The following is a 21,835-nucleotide window of genomic DNA, read 5'->3' on the forward strand; positions in this document are numbered from 1 at the left end:
ACACCTTGACTCATCAGTTTACAATTGACGAAAACCCGCAAGGGATGTTGGCCATCGTCGGAGAACTGACGCGTAAGTCGATTATTGGTAAGCAACAGTCAGTGTATGAGGATATCCTTGCTAAATACCAACAAGGTATTGATCTGTCGAAACTTAATAAAATTGATACAGCTGGGCTTGCTTGGCTGTTGTCGCTCTATCAATGTGCGCTGCAAAAACAAATCACAATTAACTATTCCCAAGCACCTAGCGAATTAGTTAAACTGGCGACTTTAAGTCGAGTAAATGAATTGCTAGCACTGAGCTAAGTGTCCGCTTTCAAAGCCTGATTAGGCACTAACTAGATACTGGAGAAGTCACTATGGACGTTAGTGATATAGAACGTTTGCTTAAGGCAAGTCTGAATTTAGATGAACTGCATGTTACTTTCGATGGTTCACAGTGTAAGGTCATTGCCGTCGCCGATATGTTTGCTGACATGTCTCGAGTAAAGAAGCAGCAAACGGTATATGCCCCTTTAGCCAGCGCAATCGCTGAAGGAAAAATTCACGCGGTTACCATCAAAACATTTAGCCTTGCCCAATGGCAACGCGAAAAAATGTTTAATATGCCGTCATAAATAACAGTTTGAGAAAAAAGAGGGCTATTTTGGACGCGTTTCGTATAAATAGTGGTAACCAGTTACACGGCGATGTCGTTATTAGTGGTGCCAAGAATTCCGCTTTACCGATTCTATTTGCAACGATTTTGGCTGAAACGCCATTAACCATCGGTAATGTCCCCAAATTAAACGACATCAATACCACCTGCAAGCTACTCAATGAGTTGGGTGCTGATGTATCGTGGCAAGGTGAAGGCCAAGTTGCGATTGATGCCGCAAACATTAACAATTGTTTGGCACCTTATGAATTGGTGAAAACCATGCGCGCTTCTATTTTGGTTTTAGGGCCATTATTAGCCCGTTTCGGCCATGCAGAAGTGTCTTTGCCAGGTGGCTGCGCTATTGGCGCGCGACCAGTAGATCTACACATATCTGGTTTGAAAATGATGGGCGCTGAAATTAGCGTTGAAAACGGCTACATCATCGCCAAAAAGCAAGGTCGTTTGCAGGGTGCTACCATTTTCATGGACGCCGTTAGCGTCACCGGCACTGAGAACTTGATGATGGCCGCAGCGCTTGCGGAAGGTACTACCATCATTGAAAACGCAGCGCGCGAGCCTGAGATTGTCGACTTGGCTAATTTCTTGACCGCGATGGGGGCAAAAATCTCTGGTGCTGGCACAGATACGTTAACCATTGAAGGTGTAGAGCGACTAACCGGTGCAGACTACAACGTCATGCCAGATCGCATTGAGACGGGTACCTTCCTCGTTGCCGCGGCAGTGACCGGTGGTAAAATTCGCTGTTTAAACACAGATCCGCACGCGCTTGAGGCTGTGATCAGCAAGCTGCAAGAGGCTGGCGCAACCGTCACTTTCGGCGATGACTGGATTGAATTGGAAATGTTGCAACGACCAAAAGCGGTCAACATTCGCACGGCCCCACACCCGGCTTTCCCAACAGATATGCAGGCCCAGTTTGTTACCTTAAATGCGATAGCTAACGGTATGGCAACAACGGTTGAAACGATTTTTGAAAACCGCTTTATGCATGTTCCAGAATTACAGCGCATGGGAGCTAATATAAAGTTAGAAGGCAATACGGCCATCTCAGAAGGGGTAGACAAACTCACCAGTGCACAAGTGATGGCGACGGATTTGAGAGCGTCAGCGAGTTTGGTTATCGCCGGCTTAGTGGCAGAAGGCGAAACCGTTGTCGATCGCATTTATCACATCGACCGCGGCTACCAAAAAATTGAAGACAAGTTACAGAAGCTCGGCGCCGACATTGTGCGCGTCAGTAATCAGTAACGACATCGTTATATCATTAAAAAGAGCAGCCTGTAGGCTGCTCTTTTTGTTTAATACGTACTCTGTTATTAGTATTCGATCGCTTCAGTATCTCGAACTAAGACTCAAATTCACCAATAATAACCGATATGGTTAATAGCTTGTCTTGTCGATAAACGCTAAATTCCAATTGCGCGCCTGGATTGGTTTCTGCAATGATATCTAGAGCGTGAGTGATACTTTTAATTTCTTGACCGCCAATTTTATGCACTACATCGTTTACCTCAAGGCCGGCTCGATCAGCGGGGCCTCCCGGTGTTACCGCGTTAATCACAAAACCGCGTAGGTTGGGATTATAGCTGTCTGAGCCAACACCTAACCAACCGCGAACCACTTGACCGTGCTCGATCAATTCGCGCATTACTTTGGCAGCAAGTTTATAGGGAACGGCGAAAAAGATCCCTTGAATATTCATTTGCGAGTTTAAGCGTTTAAATTGTGCTGATGTAATACCGACTAGATCACCATTTGAATTGACTAATGCACCCCCTGAGTTACCGTCGTTAATGGCGGCATCCATCTGTAAAAATTCGCGGTAGTTGGTACTGCTTAAACCATTGCGCCCCGTGGCACTGATGATCCCTTGAGTGACCGTTTGACCGATGTTTAACGGATTGCCTATGGCAAGCACAACGTCGCCGACAAGAGGTGTAAGAGAGTCATCCTGCGGTATTACTGGCAAGCTGTCGGCGGCTACTTTAAGCACCGCTAGATCGGTTATTTCATCACTGCCAATTAATTCCGCAGTAAGGCGCGTATTGTCTTGCAGGACGACAATGATCAGGTTGGCATCTACAACTACGTGATAGTTGGTCAGTATATAGCCACCAGGATCCATTATCACACCAGAACCCAGCTTCACTTGTTTGCGCGGGGTATTTTGATAGTAGTTGCCACGTTCAATGGACTCGGAGTATATGTTGACCACGGCGGGGGCGGCTTTAGCAACTGCCGTAGCAAATGACAAGGGGGCTTCTTTGCTGTTAGTGGGTTGAAATATATTGAATGAAAGATTGTTGCCATCGCGCAGATCCGGCACCAAAATAAGTAGTACAACAGCGGCTAAGAGGCCGTAACTAACAGCGCGTAAAACATAAGAAAGTGCCGGTAAAAGTTTCATCAAACAAGTTTTTTTTACTAGGAAATGATTGAAATACTAGCATTATTTTTTGTCCATACAAAGTCCTAATAGAGCGATAAAAAAAGGGAAGCAAAACTTCCCTTTATCAATAAAGCGCAGCCCGTATAGGCAATGCATTTAGCGAATCATTAAATACAAGGTGTTGTTGCCACGAATGATATTAAGCGCGATTACGCCGTTGGTGTCTTCTAACACTTTGCGCAGTTCGGCTAAATTCGAGATGCGCTGTCTGTTCACGCCAGCGATGACGTCATCACTGCGCAATCCCAATGCTGCGGCAGGTGAGTTATCGGCAACGCTTTTTACCAGTACACCGCCATTGCTATTGTTGTTGGCAAATTGCGCGCCTTGTAACATCGGGTGTAAATTGGCAGCGGTAATATTGGCGTCGTCCATACCTTGCAAGGTGACGTCAAACGTTTTGCGTTTACCATCGCGCAAAACGGTTAGTTCTACGTCGGTACCTGCGCCAAGAGAACCAATTTTACTGCGCAATTCATTAAAGTTTTTAATTTTTCGACCATTGACCTCAATGATGATATCGCCGGCTTTAATTCCCGCTTTTTCGGCAGCAGAATCAGCGACAACTTGTGAGACAAAGCCACCTTGGTTGGTGTCTAAGTCCATGGCTTCCGCTAGCTCTGGGTTGATAGAATTACCTGTGACGCCAAGCACGCCACGACGCACTTCGCCGTATTCGATAATTTGTTCAACTAAGCTTTGCATCATAGACGAAGGAATAGCAAAGCCGATACCGACATTACCGCCGTTTGGTCCTAAAATTGCGGTATTAATACCGATTAACTCGCCGTTTAGGTTAACCAGAGCTCCGCCCGAATTACCGCTGTTAATGGCTGCGTCGGTTTGAATGAAATCCTCGAGTTGCTCAACGTTCAAACCACTTCGACCCAGGGCACTTACAATACCTGAGGTTACCGTTTGACCCAAGCCAAATGGGCTGCCAATGGCTACGGCAAAGTCACCAACGCGAATATTGTCGGAGTTGGCTATTTTGATTTCAATCAGGTCGTCGGCATCGACTTGTAATAGAGCGATATCACTTTGCGCATCAGCGCCTATTTTTTTGGCTTTAAATTGGCGTCCGTCTTTGAGATTCACCAATATTTTATCGGCATCGTCAATGACGTGATTGTTGGTGACAATGTAGCCTTTGTTAGCGTCGATAATAACCCCAGAACCAAGTCCTCGAAACGGACGCTCTTGTGGACCTTGACCGCGTCGTTGACCAAAAAAGTAACTGAATGGGTCCATTTGTTGGACTTGTTGCGTTCCCTCGACACTGATGCTTACAACGGCTGGAGTAACCTCTTCAAGCATCGGTGCGAGCGAGGGCAGTTGTTGGCCAGCGACAACGCTGGGCAGCGCCGCATGACTTTGCATTGGCGCCAACGCCAGCGAACCTATTAATAGCGCGATGGGGGACATGGTAAACATCTTGTTCATAGATAAGACTCCAAAAATAGTTAATTCTTAAAATACTAATATTTCAAAATCTAAGCCCGTGCGAATTCGGGCTTGTCAGATTACCTGATAACTAAAGACTCTCGGCTATAGGCAAAGTTCAGCCTGACAAAACTAATTAGCTTGCCTTGTTTGTAACATTTTGTTGCGCTTCACTGAACAGTCCGCTGCGATCGTTGGCGTAATCACGCGGCGCTTCGGTTAGCGATTCACGCTGTGCGGTGCGTTTATTGCCTTTATTTGCAGCGCTGTTGCGCATGTACTCTTGTGCCTCTGCTGAAAAAAATGGCATGTCGTTGCTGCGCTGGTTAGCGCGGTCAAGAAGGTCGGTACTCTGTTCCATTTGTACCATAGCTGCTTGACAGGCCTCGTTCATGCGAGCGAGTAAACTGGTTGAATTTTTAAGGTGCGTTGCAACATCGCTTTGATATTGCTCTAGTGAGGTTTGGCTGTCATTCACTTGTTGTTGCAGTCGCTGCAGCTGTTGCTCAGAAGCCGACATTTGTTTACGAGCGATGAAGCCACCGATAGCGCCGATTGTGATACCGACAAGAAGGTAGACGATTTCCATGTTATTTTCCTTATTGTTAAGTCACACCTGTTCGGTTTGTGAGCTTATAAACGCTCAATTTGGTCATCTTGGACAAGGACGAAACCAGAGGTGTTTTATTGTAATACTGTTGTTTTCGCTTGGTGATTGTTATTACATCAATGTGATGAGTTTTAATCAAGCAGCCATAGCGGTCTTGGCTACCTTCTTTTATAATAGCGCTAATTTAAAACTTTCACACCTTAGATATGGTGATTGTTGGCAGTTTTTCAACCGGCTAATGTCGATTTAGCCAGAGCGTCGTAAATTGTTAATAAAGCCAGTGTGTAACCGATTGAAGTAAGAGCATGTTACCGTTAACCCCTTGGCAAAAGTATCAACAAGATCTACAAGCAGATGACTTTACTCACGATCCCGCGCAACAAAATGCCGTTCGCCATCTACAGCGCTTATACGATGACTTATTACCGCAACCGATTGCTGTTAGTGGCTTTAAAAAGGTGCTGTCCAAGTGGGTGAGAACCCTGGCGTCGCCACAGCCAAAACCACTCAAGGGATTGTATTTTTGGGGGGGTGTCGGTCGAGGTAAAACCTATTTGGTGGATACCTTTTACGACTGTTTGCCATTTGAACAAAAAATGCGAGTTCACTTTCACCGCTTTATGCATCGAGTACACAGTGAGCTGGGACTGTTAAAGGGACAAACGGATCCATTAAAAATTATTGCCAAAAAATTTGCTGATGAGACGCGGATCATTTGCTTTGATGAGTTCTTTGTCTCCGATATTACTGATGCCATGTTATTGGGTACCTTGTTTGAGGAATTATTTGCTCATGGCGTCACCCTTGTTGCCACCTCGAACATCATACCGGATGAGTTATACAAAAATGGCTTGCAACGCGCGCGATTTTTACCAGCGATTGCACTGATCAAAGAGCACTGCGAGGTGGTAAACGTTGACAGCGGCATTGATTATCGACTGCGTACCCTAGAGCAAGCTGAGATTTATCACTCGCCATTGGACGAGGCTGCGAGCGAGAACATGTCTTTATATTTTAGCAAGCTGGCCAATGATCAAGGTCAAGCGGCTAAAGTTATCGAAATCAACAATCGCCCGTTAAAGACTATTCGCGAGAGCGACGGTGTCGTGCAGTTTGAATTTAGCGAGTTATGCGAAACCGCCCGCAGTCAATCTGATTACATGGAGTTAAGCCGAATCTATCACACCGTATTGATGGCTAACGTGATGCAGATGGGCCGCGACACGGACGATAGCGCCAGGCGTTTCATTGCGTTGGTGGATGAGTTTTACGAACGCAAAGTAAAACTTATTATTTCTGCCCAAGTCGCCATGGAACACTTGTATAGCGATGGCGGTTTGAATTTTGAATTTAAACGTTGTTTGTCGCGCTTACAAGAAATGCAATCAAAGGATTATTTAGCGGCTGAGCATCTGCCTTAGTTTGTCATTATTCCATCGTGTTATTCGACGGCAAGGGTGCAGGAGGAAGAGCACGCATGGAGCCGTTGCCGAGGATGTGGCCTCGTTAACTCTCAATAAGCTTCTGACGAAATCACTTCGAAGCTAAGGGAGATCCCACACAAAAGCTTTTGTGGGATGACGTATCTGGAGCTATAAATGCCGATAGGCTCACGGATCAACGTTCTCTATTTTTGACAGAGTACCAGTCCAAAAGTCGGTGTTTTTTGACCTATCCAACGCAGTACTTTTCATTCAGTTTGAAATATTTTGTAAAAATCACTAGTTGATTGAAAAATAAACTTCATTTTTTGGAAAAAATTCTCTATAATTCGCGGCTCCCAACGTTACAACGCTTGAAAAAGCAACAGACTCGATACTCGAAGGGGTAATAGCGCAGTCTCATTAATCGGTTATTGATAACAATAACTTTTTATGTAACTTATATTTAATGGGTTTTTATCAATGAAAACTTTTGTAGCTAAACCAGAAAGCGTAACTCGCGAATGGTTTGTAGTGGACGCTGAAGGTAAAACTTTAGGTCGTATCGCTACTGAAATTGCTCGTCGTTTACGCGGCAAGCACAAGCCAGAATACACTCCTCACTGTGACACCGGTGACTACATCGTTGTTGTTAACGCTGAGAAAGTACGTGTAACTGGTAACAAAGCGAAAGGTAAAATTTACTACTCGCACACTGAATTCCCTGGTGGTCTTAAGCAAATTAGCTTTGAAAAGCTAATCGAAAAAGCGCCAGAGCGTGTAATCGAATTCGCAGTTAAAGGTATGTTACCTAAAGGCCCTCTAGGTCGTGACATGTACCGTAAACTTAAAGTGTATGCTGGCCCTGAGCACAAGCATGCGGCACAACAACCTAAAGTATTGGAGTTGTAATCATGGCTGATAATCAATATTACGGCACTGGTCGTCGCAAGAGCTCTGTAGCTCGTGTATTCATGAAAGCTGGTAACGGTACTATTACCATTAACAATCGTGACATCGATACTTACTTCGGTCGTCCTACTGCTCGTATGGTTGTTCGTCAACCTCTTGAGTTAGTAGATATGGTTGAAAAGTTTGACCTACACATCACTGTTGTTGGTGGTGGTATCTCTGGTCAAGCTGGTGCTATCCGTCACGGTATCACTCGTGCGTTAATGCAGTTTGACGAATCTCTGCGTTCAGAGCTTCGCAAAGCTGGTTACGTTACACGTGATGCTCGTAAAGTTGAGCGTAAGAAAGTGGGTCTTCACAAAGCGCGTAAGCGTCCACAATTCTCGAAGCGTTAATTTTACATTTCGAATCAAAAAACCGGTCATTTGGCCGGTTTTTTTTATGCCTGTTTCTCGCCACTCGCACTAGTCAATACACGCGGCAAAATCAGTTCGTTAACTCGCTTGCTAAGCCAAATAAACACACCTGTGATAAGGTTTTACCTTGTAAAAAAATCCGCAATTCTTTATTATAGGCAAAATTTTTTAATGGCAATTTTGCTGATTTTTCGTCGGTACTGACAAAAAATCATAAATTGCAATGAAATCAACAGTTTTTCTATTCTCTTTAAAAGCTGTTGATTGGCCAAATACCTTCGTTAGAGCTGTGCGATTTTTTAAGCTTTAATGGATAAAATTTTCTGTGTCTAATAAAAGTATTGGAGAAATGAAATGAGCAATGCGCCCGTGGACAACGGCCGTCGACGCTTCCTGACAATCACGACTTCTGTCGTTGGTGGTGTAGGCGTTGCTGGTGCAGCTGTGCCATTCATCGCTTCCTGGAACCCAAGTGCGAAAGCGAAAGCTGCCGGTGCCCCAGTTGAAGTAAATATAAGTAAAATCGAAGCTGGTCAGCTAGTACGTGCTGAGTATCGCGGTAAACCGATTTATGTTGTGCGTCGCCCACAAAATGTCATAGATGCATTAAGTGGTCACGACGACAAGTTACGCGACCCGAATTCTCAACAAGAACAGCAACCAGCGTACGCGCAAAATCCGTACCGCTCAATTAATCCTGAGTTCTTGGTAGCAGAGGGTGTTTGTACTCACCTAGGTTGTGCACCGACCTACAAAAAAGGCGACTTTGCTGAGCATGTTGAAGGCGTAGATTACGGTTTCTTCTGTCCGTGTCACGGCTCTAAGTTCGATATGGCAGGCCGCGTATTTGCCGGTGTTCCTGCGCCACTTAACTTGGTTGTTCCTGAGCACTCATTCCCAAATGATGACACGCTTGTTATCGGTATTGGTAAAGGAGAAGCCTAATGTTCGCTAATTTTATGGCTTGGATAGACAAGCGTTTGCCTGTCACCGACGCGTGGAATAAACACGTTGGTCAATATCCAGCACCGAAAAACTTTAACTTTTGGTACTTCTTTGGCTCCCTAGCCATGCTAGTACTCGTTAACCAAATCGTTACTGGTATCTGGTTGACAATGAACTACGAGCCATCTGGTGACGGTGCTTTCGCATCTGTTGAATACATCATGCGTGATGTTGATTACGGTTGGTTATTGCGTTACATGCACTCTACCGGTGCGTCGGCATTCTTTGTTGTTGTGTATTTGCACATGTTCCGCGGCCTAATTTACGGCTCTTACCAAAAGCCTCGTGAATTACTGTGGATCTTCGGTATGCTAATTTACTTAGTGCTAATGGCTGAAGCATTTATGGGTTACTTATTGCCTTGGGGCAACATGAGTTACTGGGGTGCACAGGTAATTATTTCACTGTTTGGTGCAATTCCGGTAATTGGCGATGACCTAACGACTTGGATTCGCGGTGACTACGTTATTTCAGGAGCGACGCTAAACCGTTTCTTCGCACTACACGTTATTGCCCTACCGTTGGTATTGTGTGTGTTGGTTTTCTTACATATCTTAGCGTTACACGAAGTGGGCTCAAACAACCCTGATGGTACTGACATTAAGAAACCAAAAGGCTCAGTGCCAGAAGAAGAAAAGAGCAAGTTTACGTTCCACGAAAGCTACACAAATAAGTACGATATCGTTGATGCGATTCCGTTCCACCCTTATTACTCTGTCAAAGACATTATGGGCGTAGTCGGTTTCCTTATCTTATTCTGCTGGGTTATGTTCTTCTTCCCTGAAGGCGGTGGTTACTTCCTTGAAGCACCAAACTTTGAACCGGCGAATGGTTTGAAAACACCTGAGCACATTGCACCAGTATGGTACTTCGGTCCGTTCTACACCATCTTACGTGTTGTTCCTGATAAGTTGGGCGGTATGATCTTAATGTTCGCGGCAATCGGTATGCTATTTGCTTTACCTTGGTTTGATCGCGGTATTGTTCGCTCTTTCCGCTACCGCAGTAAGTTACACTTAGCTAACCTAGTTCAGTTTGCTATCTGTTTCGTGGCACTAGGTGTGCTAGGTACTAAACCGGCGTCACCAATCAATAACTTCATTGGTACTGTGGCCACCTTTGGTTACTTCGGTTTCTTCGTAGCACTTTGGTTCTACTCAAAAGGTGAGAATACAAAACCTGTTCCAGAGAGAGTGACAAAATAATGAAAAAGACAATTATTGCATTACTTGCACTAGTACCTGTATTCGCATTTGCTGCGGGTCCGAGCGTTCCACTGGACAAAGCGAATAATGATCTGACAGATAAAGCATCACTTCGCAATGGTGCAGAAACCTTTATGAATTACTGTTTAGGTTGTCACTCATTGCAATATCAACGTTACAATCGCACTTTCCAAGATCTGGGTATCGATGAGAAAGAAGGCATTGAAACCTTGATGTTTACTGGTGAAAAAGTTGGTGACCATATCACTAACACCATGCCGGCTAAAGAAGCTGCTGCGTGGTTTGGTGCGGCGCCACCTGATTTGACCTTGGTAACCCGTTATAAAAAGGGTGGTGCAGACTGGGTATACACTTACTTGCGCTCTTTCTACGTTGACCCGAACCGCCCGTTTGGTGTGAACAACACGGTGTTTAAAGATGTTGGTATGCCACATGTTTTCCAACAACTACAAGGTGTTCAAGAGTTAACCGAGGAAGCCAAGGCGATGTTACAAAAGCCTGCGACGGAACAGCGCCCATTAACATCAGCTGATTTAGTGTTAACCCAACCAGGTGAATTGACACCACAAGAGTATGACATCTTGGCTCGCGACCTTGCCAACTTCCTAGAGTACACTGGGGAACCGGGTAAAGTTGAACGTCAACGATTGGGTTATTGGGTACTAGGCTTCCTATTTATCCTGTTCGTACTATCATACTTATTGAAGAAAGAATATTGGCGCGACGTACACTAATATTTGTTTCTTAAGCTAACTTATTGGGGCTATACTGGTTATCTGAGACGATAACTTAACATAGCCCCTTTCGCGTATGTATACGCCCCCCGATTGCTAACAATAATGTTAGTGATACTGGAAATGACATCTTTGGAGGATATATGGCTGTAGCCGCCAACAAACGTTCTGTAATGACTCTGTTTTCCCTTGCTGACGACATGTATTCGCACCAAGCACGTATTGTGTTGGCTGAGAAAGGCGTTGGTGTTGATATTCATTTAGTCGAGCCAGATAATTTACCGGAAGATCTCATCGATCTTAACCCGTACGGTTCTGTGCCAACGCTTATCGATCGCGAGCTAGCACTGTACGAAGCGAAGATCATTATGGAGTACCTCGATGAGCGCTTTCCACACCCGCCATTAATGCCTGTTTATCCGGTCATGCGAGGTCGCAGTCGCTTGATGATGCACCGCATCGAAAACGACTGGTATTCATTGGCGAAAACCATTTTAGCCGGTGATGAAAAGAAAGCCGAGAAAGCACGTCAAGAACTGCGCGAAAGCTTGCTAAGTGTTGCGCCTATTTTAAATGAAGCGCCATACTTTATGAGTGAAGAGTTTAGTTTAGTTGACTGTTATTTAGCTCCGTTACTATGGCGCTTACCAGTGCTTGGTATTGAGTTATCAGGTCAGGGCAGTCGTGAACTAAAAGCGTATATGTTGCGCTTGTTCGATCGCGAGTCGTTCCAAGCATCACTGACCGAAGCTGAGCGTGAATTGCGCTTTGGCCGTCCAGCGTAATCACTGAGGCGGTAAAAATGAGCCAAGAGATGACCTCGAACAAACCGTACTTGATCCGCGCTTTTTACGACTGGATTTTAGATAATGAGTTAACCCCTTACATTGTGGTTGACTGCAATTATCCCAATGTTATGGTGCCTCAAGGTTATGCCGACGACGGACAGATTGTATTAAATATTGCGCCTGCGTCTGTTGGTTCTATCAGCCTCACCGGTGAGGTGATTGAATTTACTGCTCGCTTTGGCGGTAAGGTAGAGCACTTGTATGTGCCTCACCAGGCCGTAGCGGCGATTTACGCACGAGAAAATGGCGTAGGTAGTTCATTTGTCGTTGACTATCCTGAGCTCGCTGACAGTGGCGAAGAGGTTGACTCTGAGCCCAAGCGTCCTGAAACAAAAGGCAAGCCAAGCTTATCAATTGTTAAATAATCATTAGATCGTTAACAGGTTCAGGCGAGCATCGTATCAACATCGTGAAAAGGCCCCAATACAATGGTATTGGGGCCTTTTTGTTTGAGCGATAACGCGGTGTGCGCTTAACCGCAGCTAATACAATGGCGCTATTGGCCAGTCGAGTCAGTCGATTTTGGCTTGAACGCACTGAGTACCTTATAACGCAAATGGGTATGCAACATGTGTTTAATAGAGCTGGCGTTAGAGGCTGTCAACAACAAGGCTATAAGCGCTGAATAGTCGATAACTATCATTGCCAAATCAGCCTTACTCAAACGTTGACATAGAGATTTTGGCGACATAAAAAGGCGCTAACCGCGCCTTAATAAAAAATGATTTTTACAGCTACTGCTCAGAATGCACTGCGCAGTCGCTATCGCAATCCGAGGTTATAACGTTTCAAACGCTTTATAAACGCGCGATACACCGTTGATATTGCGAGCGATATTAACCGCTTTATCGGCTTCTTTCGCACTTACTAAGCCCATCAAAAAGACTTCTGAGTCTTCGGTGATTACCTTGATAGCTGTGCCGTCTAATTGATCAGAGGCCAATAATTCGGTCTTCACTTTGGTGGTAATCCAAGTGTCGGTAGTACGGGTACCCAGGTCAGCAATATTACCAACGCGAATTTGGTTGTGTAATTTTCGTATTCCTTTAATGTCCTTGATAATATTGATCAGTTGATCGCGAGCTGCTTTGTTCGGCGCTTGACCAACGACTAAGACCGTGCCGTTTACGCTGACCACCTGAATTTTACTCATCTCATGTAATTCACTGTGCTGTGCAATTAAGGCATGAGCTTTGATTTCGATATTTTGATCGTCAACTTGAGCACCGATAGTGCGACGGTCATTAACTGACGCAGCACCGGCTCCAACGCCGGCGACGACAACCGCCGCACAACCCTGAAGTAGTGTTAAAGACATTAGCGCAATGGTCAATTTTTTCATTGTTATAACCTAATTTTGTTAGCAGTCGTTAATCATCCGCTTGTGGAAACAGCGTGGTATCTATAATTTCGCACAAACAGTGGATGGCGAGCAAGTGGACTTCTTGAATTCTTGCTGTGCGCGCTGAAGGAACGCGAATCTCGACGTCATTATCACCCAGTAAACCGGCAATTTCACCACCGTCTTTACCCGTTAAAGCAATAATTTTCATATCGCGAGCGACGGCCGCTTCGATGGCTTTTATCACATTTTTTGAGTTACCACTGGTTGATATAGCCAATAAAATATCGCCGCCGTTACCCAACGCGCGTACTTGCTTAGAAAACACTTCTTCGTAACAGTAGTCATTAGCAATAGAGGTTAACGTCGAACTGTCGGTGGTCAGCGCAATGGCCGGTAAACTTGGGCGTTCAGTCTCGTAGCGATTGAGTAGCTCAGATGAAAAGTGTTGCGCATCGCCAGCACTACCACCATTGCCACAACTGAGGATTTTGTGTCCACCTAACAGACACTCAACCATGGTCATCCCTGCTTTTTCAATCGTTGCAGGTAACGCCTCGCTGGCTGCAATTTTGGTTTCAATACTTTCTCTAAAGTTCTGTTTAACCCGTTCTAACATGTTTTATTCTCCGTAAAAGGCGTTTTTGTGCCAGCAAATAGTGGGCGTGCTCTCTTTGCCTGTGATACTGACAACATCAAATCGGCAGTGTGTATTATATTCATTCAAGCGTTGCTTTTGCAGGAAAATTTGCGCCGTTTTGATAATTTTTTGTTGTTTGCTACTGTTGACCATCTCGGCGGCCAAACCATAATCATTGTTGTTGCGAAACTTTACCTCAACAAAGACAATGCAGTCATTGTCTTGCATCACCAGGTCAATTTCACCAAAACGGCTGCTGACGTTACTCGCTAGCCATTGCAATCCGTGTTGTTGCAAGTAGCGCTTGGCAAGTTGCTCGTAATGTTGACCAATTTTGCGCTTGTCGTGACTATTCCATAGCAATAGCTGAAATCCTAGATGAACGGAATTTAGCCCAACCTAGGCTGCGGTGAAAGACACCCTGTTGGTCTAATTTCCAAGTGCCCGTTTCACCTTCAAAGATGATTGATGGCAGTAACTTCATTGCTCTGAGTTTGTCGAGTAAATTAATGCTATCAATGCCCATGGCGTACAAACGAGCCATTTGGCTAGAGCGATTCGGCCACAACTGCTGAGCCTGAGCGTATTGCACTTGATCTTTTGAGGCGCCGGGAATGAGCCATGGCGCATCGGTAAAGGTAACGCCGCGTAAATCTCGACGGGTATTGGTATCGGCGTCGCGATCATGGCTACGAGAACTCGCAAATACTGGAATTGCATTGGCAAAAGGGCTGATATTGACGTCGATATAGGGTTTTACCAGTCGCGCTTGGTCTGCATTAGCAATTAGGTAGATCATATCGATATCGCGACGGCTACGCGCTTCGGCTTTAACGTTTTCCTTGATTCGGTTGCGCAATTGGTAGATGCGCTGATCCGACAATGCCACGTCGAGACTTGATTTAACCGAACTTTGCATTTTTTTGCCTTCGGGATAATAGACAATAGTAATGTCATGTCCCGTTAAAGTTTGCCATTGCTGAGCAAACGTCTGTGCCATACGCTTACCAATCGCGTTGTCTTGGCTTAACACCATGGCATTTTTAAAGCCTTTTTTACTGAGCGTAAAAGCGGCTTGTTTAGCTTCATCTTCAGGTAACATTGAAAGCGCATATTGATTAGCGCCAATGGTTTGCTGATCAGGTAAATTCAATAATAAGGTCTGCCAGGGATATAGTCCCTGGGTCGCGTTCTTTGCAGTTAAGTTATCGGTATTGTCAACTCGAGTTATCGCATCGTCGCGAACTGCTGGATTTGGTGTTAACAAAGTATCCGAGACTATCGGGCCAGCAAGTGGTTCTAGACTGCGAGTCGCTTGTTGCGGTGCGAGCTGTAAATAGCTGTCGACGTGGTGCTTTAGCAACGGACCAATCACGACATCTGGGGTCAGCGACTGTAACTGTTTAACGATGTTGGCCATAGACGTGGTATTGGTGTCGATAAAGTGGATAGATTGCTCACCCTGATAGGCGGCTAATATACCCGCTTGAATGGTCTCACCGATGCGCTTTTCGCGACCTGACAGAGGCAGTAAAACAGCAACTGTGTCAATTGTTGGTTGGTTGCTCATGGTTTGTACTTTGCTGCTAATTTGCGCTAACAAACGTCTACCCGGGTGGCGTTGATAATCTCGTTGCCATTGGCTCAAAGCGTCATTAATGGCCGCGGGGTTCGCGTTGCTTTTGGCAATGGCTTGATCGAGTGCTAGCCAACCTTTTAGGTGTGCTGTGTCGTATTCACTCAACGCCTTTTTTTGCCACGGCTGCAATGATGTAATGAGGTCAAATAGGTGTTGGCTGTCGGTTACATCTTGACTTGGATATCGATCGACTAGGCTTAAATAGGCGAGGATAGCCTCAACTGGCATATCTAATTGTTCGTTCACTTGCCCGCGCAACCGCAATTCGCGCTGTGTTGGTGAGCGCTGTTCAATCAGCTTGAGTTGTTGTTGTGCTAGTTCGTACTCACCTAGCTCATAAAGCGCATGAGCACTATTTAAGCGATTGTATGTGCTCTGCGAAGGCGACAGCGGCAACCGACTTAACTGGTTGGCAATGTGCAAACTTTTGCCGTATTGTTGCTCGTTGATAAATAGCCTTGATGATTGCAGCAAGTACACAATCGCTTGGCTAACACTGGCTTGTTCGGCTTTATCGAGTAGCGCATTAGCATCGTCATCTTGCTCGGGTTCAGCAACAGGAATTTCATTAATAAGCGGATATTCGGGGACTGGCTCCGGTTCTTTTTCGGGGCTAGCACAGGAAAAGAGCAATACGCTGGCCAAAGCTGCAAACGACAAATTTAGGCGTAAGTGGGGTGTTTTTTTTGTGGACACTGTATCGTGTTTCCTATTATTCGCTCTGATGATGATACGACCTATGCGGTAGTCATATAACTGTATTAAAGTATATAATAAACCGCGCATTGCTCTACGAGCAACCATTTGTCTTGTTTGGAACTTATCTATGACCCAAAATACCGTTAACCCAGGTACACTTTACGTTGTTGCTACTCCTATCGGCAATCTGCATGATATCTCGCAAAGGGCTCTAGACGTGTTATCCAATGTTGATATTATCGCCTGTGAAGACACTCGTCATACCAACCGTTTATTGAGTGCATTTAATATTAAAAACAAGACGATATCACTTCACGATCACAATGAGCGGCAACGCCAGGAACAAATTGCGCAGATGCTTGTGCAAGGCCAAAGCGTTGCGCTAGTCTCTGACGCGGGTACACCGTTGATCTCTGATCCTGGATTTCACATTGTGCGTCATTTGCGAGGAGAGAATTTGCCCGTTGTCCCCATACCCGGAGCCTGTGCAGCTATTGCCGCTTTGTCGGTGTCGGGCCTAGCAACAGACAGATTTTCATTTGAGGGGTTTCTCCCTTCTAAATCAGCAGCTCGTCAAGCGGTGTTGTCAAACGTGGCGCACGAGCCTCGTACCATGGTTTTCTACGATGCGCCAAGGCGCGCCATTGATACCGTGCAAGACATTGTTGATGTTTTGGGTGGGGATAGGCAAATTGTTATCGCTCGAGAATTGACTAAAACCTTTGAAACGGTACACGCAAACTCTGCACAGAACATTTTAACTTGGTTGCAGCAGGATGCGAATCAACTGAAGGGAGAAATGGTGCTTATTATTCAAGGTGCTGAACGCGACCCCGACGCAATACCGCCTGAAGCCATTGCCACCTTACAGTTATTACTTGATGAAATGAAGCCGAAAAAGGCGTGTGCGATAGCAGCACAAATTCACGGAGTGAAGAAAAATGCTTTGTATCAATATGCGCTGGATATGAAGTAACTCGTTTGAGTCACTGTTCACAAATGCGATGGATCTTTTGTACAAATTGCTTGAGAGTGTCGGCGTTTTCAAACTCGATGTCGTACTTGCCGTGAAACATTAGGGTCATGGTGACATCGTTGTAATTGAGAAAGCAAGTATAACCATCAAAGTCTTGCCAAGCAGTAACACCTAAATAGTGATAACGATCATCGCTTTTTTCCCCGAGACGGGTAATTTTTTCAAAGGCGTTGAGTGCCAGTTTATTATCGATCAAGTTTTCCATGTTTATTGTCCTGCAGTGTGTGCTAATGCGTTGTTACTCATTGGCGCTTGGTGTTGTTATCATTGCCGAGGCAAAACCTTCGACCATCGGCAATGATTGTGTTCAGTCTATGTTAGTATAATGGCGGTTAGCAACCTTATTTGATCAAATCTCAATGCCACCTCGATGTGCTAACCGCGTGCTTTGTATCATCGCCGATCAACACGCCCTAGTTGTTTGTAGGCCAATCCACAATATCCGTTTGATGGTGTGGATGCGCCTTTCCGCCCCAGCGCTTTACGTAACTACCATCGGCATCAAATAATTGCTGTTGCTTTTCAATATTAAAATGTCTTCCTTGTCGGGGATCGCAGCCGACACCGGCAATGTACTGCCAATTGCCCCAATTTGCGGCAACGTCATAATCGATCAAATGCATTTGAAAATAACGCGCCCCATAGCGCCAATCGAGTTGTAATTCGTTGACAAAATAGCTGGCCACAATTTGCCGAGCGCGATTGGAAATGAAGCCGGTTTTCCTCAGTTGGTTTATCGCTGCATTGATAAGTGGTTCGGCAGTTTGAGCGTGATAAAATGCACTAAATCGAGCGGCATTAAAACTGGTTAAAGGGCGCTTGCCCGTCAACCCACAGAACTGAAAAAACTTGTTTTGATGTAATGCCAACAACCAGTAAAAATAATCGCGCCACAGTAATTCGAATCCTATCCAATAGGTTGATTCGTTAGCTTGATGCTCAGCTTCGAAGCGCTTTAACATCCACCAAACTTGTCTTGCAGAGACTAAACCGAGGGATAGCAAGGGACTGAACCGGGTTGAGCTTAAACTATCGTCTAACGCATTTCGCGTTTGCTTGTAAGTAAGTGCTTGCTGTGTTTTAAAGTATTGATTAACCGCTCTAATGCCATCAACGTCGAACAGTATCGTGGGACGTTCCCATCGCTTAAACGATGCGTTCTGGTCAGTGTCTTGTTTTACCAGCGCTGGGGGAAATGACGGTTGCTGAAGGCATCGGTCAACCCGTAGCGATGATTTTTCTAACGACCGGCGAAAGGCGCTAAAGGTAGCCGGCAAATCAGCGACAGCAAATGGTAAATCCGATGCGGCGATCAAGGTGTGTTGCCAGACACAGTGTATGGAGACACGGCAGTATTTGGTTATCGAGTTAATCGCATTGCGCTCATCACTCGCGACAGGTGTTGAGCAGTACACATTGTCGATGTTGTGCTCAGTGATAAAGTTGCACAGGGCTGTTATCCCTCGGCTTTGAAGTACGTGAAGATGTTGCGAGAAATCGCCCAATTGGCGATTTAAATTAGCTAGGCTCGCGAATAAATAACGGCGTCGGTGCTGACCTATGTAACTGCAATCGGCGTTGTCAAATAACTCGTGATCGAGATTGTAGTGATACACCAGCGCTAATCGCGTAGAGCTCGCACAAGCGCGTTGTAACGCGAGGTTATCTTCGATCCGCAAATCATTGGTAAACAAAAACAGGTTGTTGGCCATAGTCACTCCTTACCAAGTTATTTACGAAGCTTATTGCTAAACAGTTTCGTCGTGGCTTTTTTTCCACAAATTAGCGCAAAGTGATTTACCTAGGCTAACCTATCAACTAAAATAGCGACGAGTTGGCCAGACAATCGCTGCTTGTTCGTTGTATCTTCGGGTAGACGGAACAAGGGGAGGAAAGTCCGGGCTCCACAGAGCAGGGTGCCAGATAACGTCTGGGAGGCGCAAGCCTACGACAAGTGCAGCAGAGAGAAGACCGCCTAAGTACACAGTACCGGTAAGGGTGAAAGGGTGCGGTAAGAGCGCACCGGGCCGCTGGTAACAGTTGGCAGCAGGGTAAACTCCACCCGGAGCAAGACCAAATAGGGTTCCTTATGGCGTGGCTCGCGTTGGAACCGGGTAGGTTGCTTGAGCCTTAAAGCGATTTAAGGCCTAGACGAATGATTGTCGCTCTTTTTAAGAGAACAGAACCCGGCTTATCGGCCAACTCAACAAATAATTAAAAACCCGGTGTGTTTCGGCATGCCGGGTTTGTTTTTTCTAGCTTTTGTATTTTTGCTGTTAACCCAGTTTGAACTGACAAAAACGTTTAGGCATGCTCTGAAAATACGCGGCTCGCGTTGGAACCGGTCAATACCGACTACGCAGCTTGAGCCTTAAAGCGATTTAAGGCCTAGACGAATGGTTGTCGCTCTTTTTAAGAGAACAGAACCCGGCTTATCGGCCAACTCAACAAATATTTAAAAACCCGGTGTGTTTCGGCATGCCGGGTTTGTTTTTTCAGTTTTTGCAACGGCGGTCGATTCTATTTAACGATCCCTATGTTGTTCGTATTTTTTGGCGAGACTTGTTTTTTGTCTTTCAGAAAGCGCCTTACCCGCCACTTGGAAAAAGCGCAGCTCCTCTTCCTCTAGGTGATGCGACACTTTGTGCTCCAGCGTTTTCATCAGCGTCAACCACGCAGGCGAATCAAACGGTGTGTCGTCTAATTCCGCCAATACCTTGTCAATCGCATGGTGTTCGGCGATACCGTGTCGGGTTAAATCAATGGTTTGATCGCTTTCGATTAACGGCTTGTAGAAAAAACGCTCTTCAGCGATAGCATGATCTTTGAGCTCCGTTTTTAATTGTTGATAAAACTCGCGACGAGTATGCGAATCGCCAGAGGTTTTTAGTAGCGCATCAATGAGTAAACGTTGCTTTTGGTGACTGTCTTTTAATGCATCAAATATATTTGTCATGCTTATAGTGTACTCCTTTTGCTAATGTGTTATTCAGTACGCAACAAAACACGTTTTAGATTTTAATTCATTGAATTTAAATATCTTTATATGGTTTATTTGAGCTCGTTCAAGTGCTTATATGAATAAATTACACCGTACTGTGAAAAAAAACTTTAGTGAGTCTTTTGCGGATTTATCGAGTTGGTTCTGGAGTGTTTGTTGGTTGTGAATATCAATCTAGAGTGAAAAGTGTCAAACAACTTTGTGACTCCAACGCCAATAGGCTAGGCTACTAAAGAATCTATGTGTGTTTGGTCAAGGGGAACATTAAAACATTACATTGCTAAATTTCAGTGGCGTTTGGAATATAAGAGCGCGTACGTCACCCAATTGTGAAACAGATTAAAAGTCAGACACGGGATAAGGAGATATTGTGAAATCGAGTTATATTGAGCAAAAGTTGGCACAAATACGCTCGCAATACGCAGATCAACCTGAGTATTTGCAAGTCGTTGAGGAGTTAACTCAATTCAGCCAATTACATCCTTCGTTTGAAACAGCGTTTGAGCAGGATAATATTTATCAGCGGTTAATGACGCCAGACAGGATAATCAGTTTTAAAGTTGAGTGGGTTGACGATCACAACCGAGTAAACATTAATCGAGGATGGCGAGTTCAGCACTCAAATCTAATAGGTCCATACAAAGGCGGGATCCGTTTTCATCCGAGCGTTAATGAATCAGTGCTGAAATTTTTAGCCCTTGAACAAACCTTTAAAAATGCCTTAACTGGTCTGTCAATTGGCGGTGCTAAAGGGGGCGCGGACTTTGATCCAAAAGGCAAGTCTCGTGCGGAAGTGATGCGTTTTTGTCAAGCGTTTATGGATGAATTACATCGTCATATCGGACCTACGACAGACATACCCGCTGGTGATATAAATGTTGGTAGTCGAGAAATTGGCTTTTTGTTTGGGCGCTATCGGCGTTTGCAGAATCAATTTACCGGTGCACTTACCGGTAAAGAAATAGATTTTGGTGGTAGTCATGTGCGTACCGAAGCAACTGGGTTTGGTTGTATATTTTTTATTGAAGAGGTACTGGCAACACACGACAAAACGCTAGACGGTCAAATAATCGCTATCTCCGGAGCTGGTAATGTCGCCTTACACGCTGCTCAAAAGGCGTCAGCTGAAGGCGCTCGAGTTGTAACTCTGTCAAATAGCCAAGGCTTTTTGTACTATAAAAATGGGTTGAGTAGGGAGATGATAGACAGTTTGCTCAACCACGCACAGAGTTTATCGCAGTTTGCCGAAAAAATTGGCGGGCAATGGCACGAAGGGAAAAACCCATGGCGTGTAGCATGCGATATTGCCATTCCTTGTGCGACTCAAAATGAGCTCGATTTAACCGATGCCAAACAACTTATTGGCAATCGCGTCGGCTACGTCTTTGAAGGCGCCAATATGCCTTGTACAAATCAGGCTATCGACGCATTTCGACAAGCGGGTGTTGTATTTGCGCCGGCAAAAGCGGTTAATTCAGGAGGCGTTGCCACGTCGACATTCGAAATGGGACAAAATGCCATATTCTCACCAAAACCGTTTACAGAAATCGAGCGAGACTTACGCAAAATCATGCACGAAATCCATCATCATTGCAGCGACGGCAATAATCATGATTACCTTATAGGCGCCAACAGTTTTGCATTAAATCGATTGGTGCGAGCGATGCTTGCCCAAGGTGTGTGATCAGTTGACGCAGTGTAATAAACACTTATTAACGTTGTAGCTGGGGCTGTTACATCAGTGTAAGTTG

The 21,835-nt window shown here is 45.2% G+C and carries 23 protein-coding genes and 1 other RNA gene; 14 read left to right on the forward strand and 10 right to left on the reverse strand.

From position 1 onward, the window contains the following. Window positions 1-5 precede the first annotated feature (5 nt). Genes ACAY30_RS02025 through murA form a run of 3 tightly spaced genes read left to right on the forward strand, consistent with a single transcriptional unit; the run spans window position 6 to window position 1,911 of the window. Complete coding sequence (locus tag ACAY30_RS02025; protein WP_290252374.1) at window positions 6-308, forward strand: lipid asymmetry maintenance protein MlaB; 303 nt, start codon at window positions 6-8, stop codon at window positions 306-308. Window positions 309-361: 53 nt separating this feature from the next. Beyond that, complete coding sequence (locus ACAY30_RS02030) at window positions 362-619, forward strand: BolA family protein (protein ID WP_290252375.1); 258 nt, start codon at window positions 362-364, stop codon at window positions 617-619. Window positions 620-648: 29 nt separating this feature from the next. Next, window positions 649-1,911 (forward strand): UDP-N-acetylglucosamine 1-carboxyvinyltransferase, encoded by a 1,263-nt coding sequence (gene murA / locus ACAY30_RS02035; protein WP_290252376.1) that lies wholly within the window; start codon window positions 649-651, stop codon window positions 1,909-1,911. A gap of 97 nt (window positions 1,912-2,008) precedes the next feature. Here the strand turns inward: murA and ACAY30_RS02040 are convergent, their stop codons facing one another. The 3 genes from ACAY30_RS02040 to ACAY30_RS02050 all read right to left on the reverse strand — a co-directional run bounded on the left by ACAY30_RS02040 (window position 2,009) and on the right by ACAY30_RS02050 (window position 5,144). Beyond that, window positions 2,009-3,070, reverse strand: a complete 1,062-nt coding sequence (locus ACAY30_RS02040; RefSeq protein WP_290252377.1) for a trypsin-like peptidase domain-containing protein — start codon at window positions 3,068-3,070, stop codon at window positions 2,009-2,011. A 138-nt stretch (window positions 3,071-3,208) separates the two neighbouring features. After that, window positions 3,209-4,555 (reverse strand): Do family serine endopeptidase, encoded by a 1,347-nt coding sequence (locus ACAY30_RS02045; RefSeq protein ID WP_290252378.1) that lies wholly within the window; start codon window positions 4,553-4,555, stop codon window positions 3,209-3,211. A 136-nt stretch (window positions 4,556-4,691) separates the two neighbouring features. After that, on the reverse strand, window positions 4,692-5,144 hold the full coding sequence (locus ACAY30_RS02050) for a ZapG family protein (protein ID WP_290252379.1): 453 nt from the start codon (window positions 5,142-5,144) through the stop codon (window positions 4,692-4,694). A 326-nt stretch (window positions 5,145-5,470) separates the two neighbouring features. On the opposite strand from ACAY30_RS02050, the gene zapE reads away from it, so the two are divergent. The 8 genes from zapE to ACAY30_RS02090 all read left to right on the forward strand — a co-directional run bounded on the left by zapE (window position 5,471) and on the right by ACAY30_RS02090 (window position 12,092). After that, complete coding sequence (gene zapE / locus ACAY30_RS02055; RefSeq protein WP_290252380.1) at window positions 5,471-6,586, forward strand: cell division protein ZapE; 1,116 nt, start codon at window positions 5,471-5,473, stop codon at window positions 6,584-6,586. 483 nt (window positions 6,587-7,069) lie between these two features. Then, a complete protein-coding gene (gene rplM, locus ACAY30_RS02060) occupies window positions 7,070-7,498 on the forward strand; it encodes a 50S ribosomal protein L13 (protein ID WP_290252381.1) in 429 nt (142 codons plus the stop codon). A gap of 2 nt (window positions 7,499-7,500) precedes the next feature. Further along, a complete protein-coding gene (rpsI, locus tag ACAY30_RS02065) occupies window positions 7,501-7,893 on the forward strand; it encodes a 30S ribosomal protein S9 (RefSeq protein WP_290252382.1) in 393 nt (130 codons plus the stop codon). Between the two features lie 375 nt (window positions 7,894-8,268). Next, entirely contained in the window at window positions 8,269-8,859 is a 591-nt protein-coding gene (gene petA / locus ACAY30_RS02070) for a ubiquinol-cytochrome c reductase iron-sulfur subunit (protein ID WP_290252383.1), read from the forward strand. Next, window positions 8,859-10,124 carry a cytochrome bc complex cytochrome b subunit gene (locus tag ACAY30_RS02075; RefSeq protein ID WP_290252384.1) on the forward strand — a complete coding sequence of 422 codons (1,266 nt, stop codon included), beginning with the start codon at window positions 8,859-8,861 and terminating at the stop codon, window positions 10,122-10,124. Before petA ends, ACAY30_RS02075 begins: the two co-directional genes overlap by 1 nt. Next, window positions 10,124-10,879: a cytochrome c1 gene (locus ACAY30_RS02080; RefSeq protein WP_290252385.1), complete on the forward strand. Its 756-nt coding sequence runs from the start codon at window positions 10,124-10,126 to the stop codon at window positions 10,877-10,879. Before ACAY30_RS02075 ends, ACAY30_RS02080 begins: the two co-directional genes overlap by 1 nt. A 143-nt stretch (window positions 10,880-11,022) precedes the next feature. Then, entirely contained in the window at window positions 11,023-11,664 is a 642-nt protein-coding gene (gene sspA / locus ACAY30_RS02085; RefSeq protein WP_290252386.1) for a stringent starvation protein SspA, read from the forward strand. Between the two features lie 17 nt (window positions 11,665-11,681). Then, window positions 11,682-12,092, forward strand: a complete 411-nt coding sequence (locus tag ACAY30_RS02090; RefSeq protein ID WP_290252387.1) for a ClpXP protease specificity-enhancing factor — start codon at window positions 11,682-11,684, stop codon at window positions 12,090-12,092. 413 nt (window positions 12,093-12,505) lie between these two features. On the opposite strand, the gene ACAY30_RS02095 is transcribed toward ACAY30_RS02090, so the two are convergent. Genes ACAY30_RS02095 through ACAY30_RS02110 form a run of 4 tightly spaced genes read right to left on the reverse strand, consistent with a single transcriptional unit; the run spans window position 12,506 to window position 16,044 of the window. Further along, complete coding sequence (locus ACAY30_RS02095; protein ID WP_290252388.1) at window positions 12,506-13,069, reverse strand: BON domain-containing protein; 564 nt, start codon at window positions 13,067-13,069, stop codon at window positions 12,506-12,508. Between the two features lie 28 nt (window positions 13,070-13,097). Further along, the gene (locus tag ACAY30_RS02100; protein ID WP_290252389.1) at window positions 13,098-13,688 is read right to left on the reverse strand and encodes a phosphoheptose isomerase; all 591 of its coding nucleotides are present in this window, start codon (window positions 13,686-13,688) and stop codon (window positions 13,098-13,100) included. Between the two features lie 3 nt (window positions 13,689-13,691). Continuing rightward, on the reverse strand, window positions 13,692-14,072 hold the full coding sequence (locus tag ACAY30_RS02105) for a YraN family protein (protein ID WP_290252390.1): 381 nt from the start codon (window positions 14,070-14,072) through the stop codon (window positions 13,692-13,694). Next, window positions 14,059-16,044, reverse strand: a complete 1,986-nt coding sequence (locus ACAY30_RS02110) for a penicillin-binding protein activator (RefSeq protein WP_290252391.1) — start codon at window positions 16,042-16,044, stop codon at window positions 14,059-14,061. Before ACAY30_RS02110 ends, ACAY30_RS02105 begins: the two co-directional genes overlap by 14 nt. A 130-nt stretch (window positions 16,045-16,174) precedes the next feature. On the opposite strand from ACAY30_RS02110, the gene rsmI reads away from it, so the two are divergent. Then, the gene (gene rsmI / locus ACAY30_RS02115) at window positions 16,175-17,023 is read left to right on the forward strand and encodes a 16S rRNA (cytidine(1402)-2'-O)-methyltransferase (protein WP_290252392.1); all 849 of its coding nucleotides are present in this window, start codon (window positions 16,175-16,177) and stop codon (window positions 17,021-17,023) included. A gap of 10 nt (window positions 17,024-17,033) precedes the next feature. Here rsmI and ACAY30_RS02120 read toward each other — a convergent pair whose 3' ends face one another. Together ACAY30_RS02120 and ACAY30_RS02125 are read right to left on the reverse strand one after the other, a co-directional pair. Further along, a complete protein-coding gene (locus ACAY30_RS02120; protein WP_290252393.1) occupies window positions 17,034-17,288 on the reverse strand; it encodes a DUF3081 domain-containing protein in 255 nt (84 codons plus the stop codon). Between the two features lie 208 nt (window positions 17,289-17,496). Then, window positions 17,497-18,795, reverse strand: coding sequence for a DASH family cryptochrome (locus tag ACAY30_RS02125; RefSeq protein ID WP_290252394.1), 1,299 nt, complete (start codon window positions 18,793-18,795; stop codon window positions 17,497-17,499). Between the two features lie 118 nt (window positions 18,796-18,913). Here ACAY30_RS02125 and rnpB point away from each other — a divergent pair. Continuing rightward, window positions 18,914-19,293, forward strand: an RNA gene (gene rnpB / locus ACAY30_RS02130) — RNase P RNA component class A. Window positions 19,294-19,607: 314 nt separating this feature from the next. Here rnpB and ACAY30_RS02135 read toward each other — a convergent pair. Next, on the reverse strand, window positions 19,608-20,039 hold the full coding sequence (locus tag ACAY30_RS02135) for a hemerythrin domain-containing protein (RefSeq protein ID WP_290252395.1): 432 nt from the start codon (window positions 20,037-20,039) through the stop codon (window positions 19,608-19,610). A 415-nt stretch (window positions 20,040-20,454) separates the two neighbouring features. Between ACAY30_RS02135 and gdhA the strand changes: the two genes are divergently transcribed. Next, window positions 20,455-21,768, forward strand: a complete 1,314-nt coding sequence (gene gdhA, locus ACAY30_RS02140) for an NADP-specific glutamate dehydrogenase (RefSeq protein WP_290252396.1) — start codon at window positions 20,455-20,457, stop codon at window positions 21,766-21,768. Window positions 21,769-21,835: the final 67 nt, after the last annotated feature.

The organism is Thalassotalea ponticola (genome assembly GCF_041379045.1).
Classification (GTDB): Bacteria; Pseudomonadota; Gammaproteobacteria; order Enterobacterales; family Alteromonadaceae; genus Thalassotalea_A; species Thalassotalea_A ponticola.

Coding starts and splice junctions, on each gene's coding strand:
- ACAY30_RS02030 (WP_290252375.1), top strand. CDS start 362: ATGGACGTTAGTGATATAGAACGTTTGCTTAAGGCAAGTCTGAATTTA.
- ACAY30_RS02040 (WP_290252377.1), bottom strand. CDS start 3,070: ATGAAACTTTTACCGGCACTTTCTTATGTTTTACGCGCTGTTAGTTAC.
- ACAY30_RS02045 (WP_290252378.1), bottom strand. CDS start 4,555: ATGAACAAGATGTTTACCATGTCCCCCATCGCGCTATTAATAGGTTCG.
- ACAY30_RS02050 (WP_290252379.1), bottom strand. CDS start 5,144: ATGGAAATCGTCTACCTTCTTGTCGGTATCACAATCGGCGCTATCGGT.
- zapE (WP_290252380.1), top strand. CDS start 5,471: ATGTTACCGTTAACCCCTTGGCAAAAGTATCAACAAGATCTACAAGCA.
- rplM (WP_290252381.1), top strand. CDS start 7,070: ATGAAAACTTTTGTAGCTAAACCAGAAAGCGTAACTCGCGAATGGTTT.
- rpsI (WP_290252382.1), top strand. CDS start 7,501: ATGGCTGATAATCAATATTACGGCACTGGTCGTCGCAAGAGCTCTGTA.
- petA (WP_290252383.1), top strand. CDS start 8,269: ATGAGCAATGCGCCCGTGGACAACGGCCGTCGACGCTTCCTGACAATC.
- ACAY30_RS02075 (WP_290252384.1), top strand. CDS start 8,859: ATGTTCGCTAATTTTATGGCTTGGATAGACAAGCGTTTGCCTGTCACC.
- ACAY30_RS02080 (WP_290252385.1), top strand. CDS start 10,124: ATGAAAAAGACAATTATTGCATTACTTGCACTAGTACCTGTATTCGCA.
- sspA (WP_290252386.1), top strand. CDS start 11,023: ATGGCTGTAGCCGCCAACAAACGTTCTGTAATGACTCTGTTTTCCCTT.
- ACAY30_RS02090 (WP_290252387.1), top strand. CDS start 11,682: ATGAGCCAAGAGATGACCTCGAACAAACCGTACTTGATCCGCGCTTTT.
- ACAY30_RS02095 (WP_290252388.1), bottom strand. CDS start 13,069: ATGAAAAAATTGACCATTGCGCTAATGTCTTTAACACTACTTCAGGGT.
- ACAY30_RS02100 (WP_290252389.1), bottom strand. CDS start 13,688: ATGTTAGAACGGGTTAAACAGAACTTTAGAGAAAGTATTGAAACCAAA.
- rsmI (WP_290252392.1), top strand. CDS start 16,175: ATGACCCAAAATACCGTTAACCCAGGTACACTTTACGTTGTTGCTACT.
- ACAY30_RS02120 (WP_290252393.1), bottom strand. CDS start 17,288: ATGGAAAACTTGATCGATAATAAACTGGCACTCAACGCCTTTGAAAAA.
- ACAY30_RS02125 (WP_290252394.1), bottom strand. CDS start 18,795: ATGGCCAACAACCTGTTTTTGTTTACCAATGATTTGCGGATCGAAGAT.
- ACAY30_RS02135 (WP_290252395.1), bottom strand. CDS start 20,039: ATGACAAATATATTTGATGCATTAAAAGACAGTCACCAAAAGCAACGT.